At 58.3% G+C, this 6,701-nt stretch carries 3 protein-coding genes; 1 reads left to right on the forward strand and 2 read right to left on the reverse strand.

Going from position 1 to position 6,701, the window contains the following annotated elements; all coding sequences use genetic code 11:
* The coding region (locus tag ACIREA_RS23375; RefSeq protein ID WP_397384757.1) for an autotransporter-associated beta strand repeat-containing protein at positions 1 to 6,037 on the reverse strand (6,037 nt) is incomplete at its 3' end.
* A gap of 161 nt (positions 6,038 to 6,198) precedes the next feature.
* On the opposite strand from ACIREA_RS23375, the gene ACIREA_RS23380 reads away from it, so the two are divergent.
* A complete protein-coding gene (locus ACIREA_RS23380; RefSeq protein ID WP_294400032.1) occupies positions 6,199 to 6,432 on the forward strand; it encodes a ferredoxin in 234 nt (77 codons plus the stop codon).
* 54 nt (positions 6,433 to 6,486) lie between these two features.
* On the opposite strand, the gene ACIREA_RS23385 is transcribed toward ACIREA_RS23380, so the two are convergent.
* Positions 6,487 to 6,701: hypothetical protein (locus ACIREA_RS23385; protein ID WP_397384758.1), on the reverse strand; the 215-nt coding region annotated here is incomplete at its 5' end.

Genomic DNA, 6,701 nt, shown 5'->3' on the forward strand with positions numbered 1-6,701 from the left:
TGAACTCGGGGTCCATGAGGTAGTAGTTCAGTGTGACTTCTCCAAGGTTTTTCCAAGTCAGGGCGATGGTCTTGTTTTCGACTTTGAAATCAAAGCCGGGCTCGGTGGCGGCGAGTTCGGCCTGCTGTTTTTCGCGATCGGGCTTGTCGCCTTTTTCCGTCTTTGCAGTCTTGCCTTCGATTTCTTCAAGCTGCGTGGATACATCGGCAAAGAGCAGCTTCCAGCGTGGCACGGGATGATCGGCGTACTTCGCGGCGAGGCCACGAGCGGAGGCGAGATCGCCTTCATAGAAGGCGGCATAGCATTGGAAGTAGTCGTGCTGGATCTTGGTGGGCAGCTTGGTGGCGTCGACGGTCTTGAAGCGTGCCAGCGCTTCTTCCACGCGGTCTTGCAGGATGAGGAAGTAGGCCACGCTCAGGTTGTCCATGGCATCCAGCTGCGGCTTGTGTGCGAGGATGCCAAGGAGCTTGCTGTACTGCCCCAACACGGCGGGATTGGCGATGCGCCATTCGCCACCGACGCGGTGGGCGCGCTGGTTGACGAGCGGGGAGTATTCGAGCTGCTCATAGCTGCGGCGTTCGATGGGATCGAGCGTGAGGAGCTTGCTGGTGAAGTACGGACCGCATTGATCTGCGAAGCCATAAAGCTTCAGCCATTCCCGCAAAGCGATGGGATCATTGTGGAGAAAAGCATAGCTGTAGATGTCGGCATCATAGAAGTGATGCTGGCGCATAAAAGCGATGAGCTTTTTGTAGAAGTCTCCACTCTGACGGCAACGCCAGGCGATGCGCTCCATGTCGAGGCTTTCGAGATTGTTTTGCTCAAGGAAGGTAAAGACTTCCGCATCACTGCCGTATTGCGAGACATAGTCCCATGAGGCTTTGTCCACCTCGGTGAGTTTCGGCACGACATTAAACTCAAAGGGCTTGGCGCCTGCCGTGCTTGTGCTGGTGGCGACGTTGACGGGGAAGTGCGCAAACTTGAGGCCCGCCTTGGCGGGCACGAGCGGGAAGTAGAAGTGATACTCGAAGGTCTGCGTGGTGTAAGGCTCCAGCCGGATCTGGCGCGAGTCTGTGGCCTTGCTGCCGAGCACGGGCAATGCGCCCTGCGGAATCTGCAGCAGCACCACGGCCTTCACCGGGCTGCTGGTGGGATTGGTGACGACGATGTTTGCGCCATACGTCGCGCCGGTGAGGAATTCGGTGGAGACGTATTTTTCGAACTTCTCATTTCCCTCCATGCGGTAGCGGTCACTCTGACGGAAGAAGCTTTGGGACACGAGGAGCTGGCCTTGTGAGTTGTTTTCGACAACGGCCGGCTTGATCTCTTTGTGATACAAAATGCAGGGGCCGCCTGCGGTGAAAGTGAACTTTCTATTGTCAGTCTTCGTGCTGTGCTTTGGAGCCTCAAAGGGAAGGTCAAGCACGGCGAGTGCGAGCATCATCTCAGTGAAGTTGCTGCTGGCCTCGGCGACGTTGGGCGAAACAAAGCCGCCTTTGGAACCTGCGGCCACCCAGGCAGCATAATCGCGCCAGAAAGCGTTTACGGTGACGAGGTCGGCGGTCTGGTCGGTGATGCGCAGCTTGTAGTAATTGTTCTCCACCCATTCTTTGGTGGGACCAAGGGCGCGGAAGAAGATGCGAACTTGCTGCTGCGAATCCTTGGCAGATCCAGCGTCGAAATAGAGGAGGGTTCCAGCATTGATGGTGGTTCCGCCTGTGAAGGTGTTGGCACCACTCACCAAAAAGCCACCTGCGCCCGATTTACGCAGAGCTTCCTCGCGCTCCAGACCAAGCGCGGCCATTTCCTTGGGCATTTCATCTTTGCCGGTGGCATTTTTTGACGCCGCAAGCTGCTGAAGTTCAACGGTGGTCAGGGATCGGTCATTCCTGCGGTTTCCAGGCTTGGCTTCGCCGCTGTTGCCGAGGTGAGCAGATTTCATTGCGGGTGCTGGCGCGGCAAAAGCATCTGCGGGAGCTGCGGCTGCTGGCATCGGCGACATGGGGGCATCAGCTGGCGGTGGCGGTGGTACAGGATTCATCGCAGCGCCGTAATTGACCTTAAAACCATCCAAATCCCCCTTTTCCATCGTCCGACCGCGCAGTGCTGTTTCAAAGAGGTAATCTTGTTGTTCGGGATTCGGTGGAATCATTTCCCATAGCTCGCGCACATGGCGGGCTGCATTCGGAGCTTCGTTTTCAATGCGCTGCGCGAGCAGGATGCGCTCGACGATGTTGAGGCGGGCGTAGGCCCAGGGTTCAAGGTGCTGGGTGAGATCGATGTCGAGGATGTACTCATCAATGAAGGTCTTGTCCTTCTTGTTGGTGAGGTACGGCTTCACCACGGCATCGAAGAAAGGCTTGTCTTTGCGGCAGAGGAAGAAGTTCAGCTCGTGACAGGCGAACTCGCCGTATTTGGTGCGCTTCTCGTCCTCTTTGAGCTTGGGCCAGTTCAGCAGCCAGGCGAATTCGGTGAGGTGTTCATTGCCGCTGAGTGTGGTGAACAGGGAGTGGATGCCGCCGAGGGTGTCGTAGGTTTCAAGTTCGCTGGTGAGGATGTCGGCGAGGGTGAGGGACTTGTCGGTCTCTAGTACGGTGATCTCCTTTTTCTGTGTGAAGGGAGTCTTGGGCTCAAGATTTCGTGCGAGGCGCTGATCGGTGAACTTGGTGGGAGCCTCTGGCAGCGTAAGCGTGCGCCAGGAGGCGTTTTGCAGGTCTTCGGCGTAAATTTGGACATGCTGGCGGTCGCCGAGGGCTTTGCGTTCGATGCGGACGACGCCGTCTTTGTCAGGAACGAGATTGTAAATGACCGGAGCGGACGCTGCGAGGAAGTCGAGATTGGTGCCGCCTTCGGGGCCGGCTTGGGCTTTCAACTTCTTTCCGGGCATCATGCCGGCGGTGCTCGAAGTGCCAGTGGCTCCGCCGCGTGTCATCGAAGAGGCTTGTCCGCCGAGCTGGGCGAGTTCGTCGAGGTCGGTGCTGCGGATCTCCCATGGATTCAGCAGCAGGCCGGGACCGGTAAGCATGTTGCCGGGGAAGAGCTTGGCGTAGCGGCGTTCGAGGATGTAGCGGTACTCATCGCCGATCTCACGGCCAGCGGAGTAGAGGTTGGGGTTTCTCGCGGGGGTGCCGGAGGCTGCGCCGAAGCGAGTGAAACCACCGAGTCCGCCGAAGATGCCGCTGCCGGGATCGAAGCGGGATGCTGCGAAGTGAACGCGTGCGAAGGGACTGCTGTTGGCGAGTTTGACGGTGATGAAGTCTTTGTCGTTCTCGATGCTGAGGATGTTGAGAGGTGTGTTGCCTTTGAGTTCAAGCTGACGGTGCTTGCCAAGCACCCAGCCGCCGAGGGTTTCGCCTTGAGTGATTTTGAGTGTGATCAGCGGCTGGTCGGGGATTTTCAGTGAGTAATCGCCCGGTGTGAGGCCGCTGATGGTGAGGAAACCGTTTTCGGATTTGAGGAGGGCTGCAAGGTCTGCGGTGAAGGTGCCGGATGTTTGAGCAAGGAGTGACGCGGGCAGGCTGCCGGTGTCATGAATGGGGACGCGAATGGTTTCGCCCTCCTTGGCGTGAATGGTGGTGGAGAGCGTGTCCTCGGCATCGAGCAGCGGCCAGAGTGTCTGACGGCCATTGGGGATTTTGGCGGCGACGGATTCGATGTTGGTGAGTTTGCCGAGGTTCACGCGGCCTTGGGCATCCGTGCGCAGTGGAATCACCTGGGGACGATTGAAGTCGTGGTGCTTGAACGTGAAAATGACCTGCTGATCGGCGATGGGTTCCCCGTTTTTGCCGAGGAGTTCGAAGACACGCTGACCGTCAAAGGTGCTAAGGTGGCCGTCGTTGACGGCTTCGGTCTTGTCGATGCCGTTGAGCGTCCAGGTGTGGCTTGCGGTGAGGTCTTTCTTGGTCCCTCCGGCACTGACAACATCCACTTTGGCACTGAAGGCCACGGTGAGTGAGGCGAGGCGCTCGGGGACTGTGAGCGTGTGCGTGAGGTCGCTGCCTGCGCTGAGTTTGAGGTCTTTGACTTCGCGAGTGGTGGAGATGCCATCCAGTGTGGTGCTGGTGATGGTGAGCTTTGGTTCGGTGAGGAATTCCGGGGCGAGGTGCACCTCTCCGATCATCAATGCGGTGCGCACGGCCAGAGTGGCTTCGCGGCGGGCGAGAAGCTGCTCGCGTTCGATGTGGAACTGGGCGTCGAGGCGGTAGTCCTCAGCATGATGGGTGAAGGACGTGAGCGTGGCGAAGCTGCCGCCGGCATCCCCAATGACAAGATTCTTCGTGCCGGGTTGATTCGTGAACGGAATGACGATGCGTCCGATCTTTTCATTGCGCACCAGTTTGCGGCCTTCAAACCATGCCACGGCATCATTCACGGGCTGGTGCTTTTCATCGAGGACGAGGATGAGATCTCCGCTGGGGCCGGTTTGCTGCAGGACGTGGAACTGACCGGTGCGAATGAGGGCGCGGCTGCTGCGGCCGCCGCCAATGAACTCGATGATCCATGCGCCGCGCTTGCCTTTGAGCTCGGGGAATTTGAAGGTCTGGCGCGTGCGTGCGAACGGGCCGCCTTCGAAGGCGTGGGTCTGTTCGCTGTTGGCGACGAGGCCGTCGAGATTGAGATCGGTATTGAGCTGGCGCTGCTGGGTCTGGAAGAAATTGAGCGTGTTCAGCTCAAAGATTTTCACGATGAGCTTCGGTGTGTTTTTGACGGTGACGTCGAACTGGATGTCGTCGCCGGGTGAGAACTGGGGTGCGTTCGTGGCGGGGAATTCGATGTCGACGCGGTCCTTGAGCTGCTGGAATTCGGTGGGCGTAATCAGCGAGGCCCAATGCTCCGGGGAGCCGATGCGGTGGGTGATGAGCGCCTCTGCCAGGACGGGGGTGAGCCATTCTTCCGCGATGTACGTGGTCCATTGCGCGAGCACGTCGTTGGGATCAGAATCGGGCTTCACCTCGGAAGCAAAGAGGTGGAGGAAGTACTCGCGCACGAGCCGCTCGTCCGTGCTGAGGGGTGGGGAAAGCAGCAGTGGCTCGCTGAGATCGGCGTTGAGGTCGGAGAGTTCGCCGGGGATGACGTCCTTGATGTAGGTGTAGTTGATGTAGTCCTGCTGGCGCGGGAGCTTGAGGTATTCGATGAAGCGGGTGCGGTCATACACGCCGTGCTTGCGGTCATGGTCGAGGCGCAGGTAGAGGATGCGTGCCTTGAGGGTGTTTTGGGAGGGGGGCAGTTTTTGTGCGAAGGCCCACACGCGGTCAAGCCAGGCCGCGCGCTCAGCGTCGTCGTATTCCAGATTCACATCCGCGTTGGGGGCCAGCTTGCGCAGGCGGGTATAAACGAAGGCCTGCTGGCTGAGCCACTGGGGGAAGGTTTGCAGCAGCGAATCGAGCTGGTCCGGCAGCAGGGCGCGATGAATGGGCAGAGAGCCGAAGGTGCGTGATTTGTCCGATTGAAGGTCGGCGATGATGGCCTGAACGAGATTTGGCACATCTGGGCGCTGGAGTTTGCTGAGCACGCTGCGGCGCTGATATTGAGAGAGCTGCACCTGATCACGAATGAGGGAGGCTAGAGCATCCTGAGAGAGGGTTTCAAGGCCACCATCATTTTTCAGCGTATCCCGCAGGAATATTTCACGGCTGATTCTGGCTGGATCAAACTGTGTGGGAAGGGCGGGTTTTTGATCACGCAGCTCCCGCTGGTGATCGTGACGTATGCCGAGGCGCTCGATGAGGTATTTCAGCGTGGCCTGCGGATCGCGTTCATAGCCTAGAATGGCCTCGCGATTGAGGATGATGCGGCGGGCTTCGTTTTCGTCGGGGACGCGTTCACGCCACTGATTGAGGATTTGATCGAGCTTCGCGTTGTCGCGGACGTTTTGGTAATGGAGGGCGTGGAAGAAATAGTATTCCTCCGAGCCGGGAACGAGCTCGCCGAGGGCTTTTTCGCGGTCGGCAGCGAGGGCGAAGCGCTCGATGAAGCCGATTTCATTTTCGGCAAGGACCGTGAGAGGCAGCAGGAGGGCGAGGACGAGCGATTTCATGGCAGGAAAGCGGGTTGGGGTGAATGATGCGGCGAGCATCACGGCTGAGGCGAGCTTTTATTGTAAAGACTCTGTCAAAGGGTGGGAGGGGCAGGCAAAAAACCGTTTGAAACCCCGGGGGTGGGAACTACTATCAATGCCCCTTACTTTCCCTGACCCCCATGGCTGACGCTGCAAATAAATACGCCCAAAACGCTTCCGGAGCTTACTACGTTGATGACCAGTGCATTGACTGCGACCTCTGCCGCGAAACGGCTCCTGCAAACTTCAAGCGTGACGACGATGGCGGCCATTCGTTCCTCTACAAGCAGCCTGAAACGGATGAGGAGCGCGCACTTTGCGAAGAAGCTCTCACCGGCTGCCCGGTGGAAGCGATCGGTCGCGACGGCGAATAAGCCCTCAAGGCATTACTTTTTAATCACACCGTCATTGGTTACGGTGTTGGCGTTTTAGGGCAGGTTGAGCCAGCGCTGTGTCACGACTTTGTCCAGAATCACGCACTGGTTTGACTGGGCGTTTGGCGGAAAGGATATCAGCATGGTGTAACCTTTGAAGCCTGTAGGTCCAGTGCTGGCGAGGTCTCTCTCCATCCACTGTGCCAGCGGGGTGCCACGTTCACAATAAGCGTACACTGAATTGTCGCCGCTCTCTGACAGCAGCTTGA

This window comes from Prosthecobacter sp. (assembly GCF_044373815.1).
Classification (GTDB): domain Bacteria; phylum Verrucomicrobiota; class Verrucomicrobiia; order Verrucomicrobiales; family Verrucomicrobiaceae; genus Prosthecobacter.

Excerpts from the sequence above, each read along its gene's own strand:
- ACIREA_RS23380 (WP_294400032.1), top strand. The coding sequence starts at position 6,199 with ATGGCTGACGCTGCAAATAAATACGCCCAAAACGCTTCCGGAGCTTAC.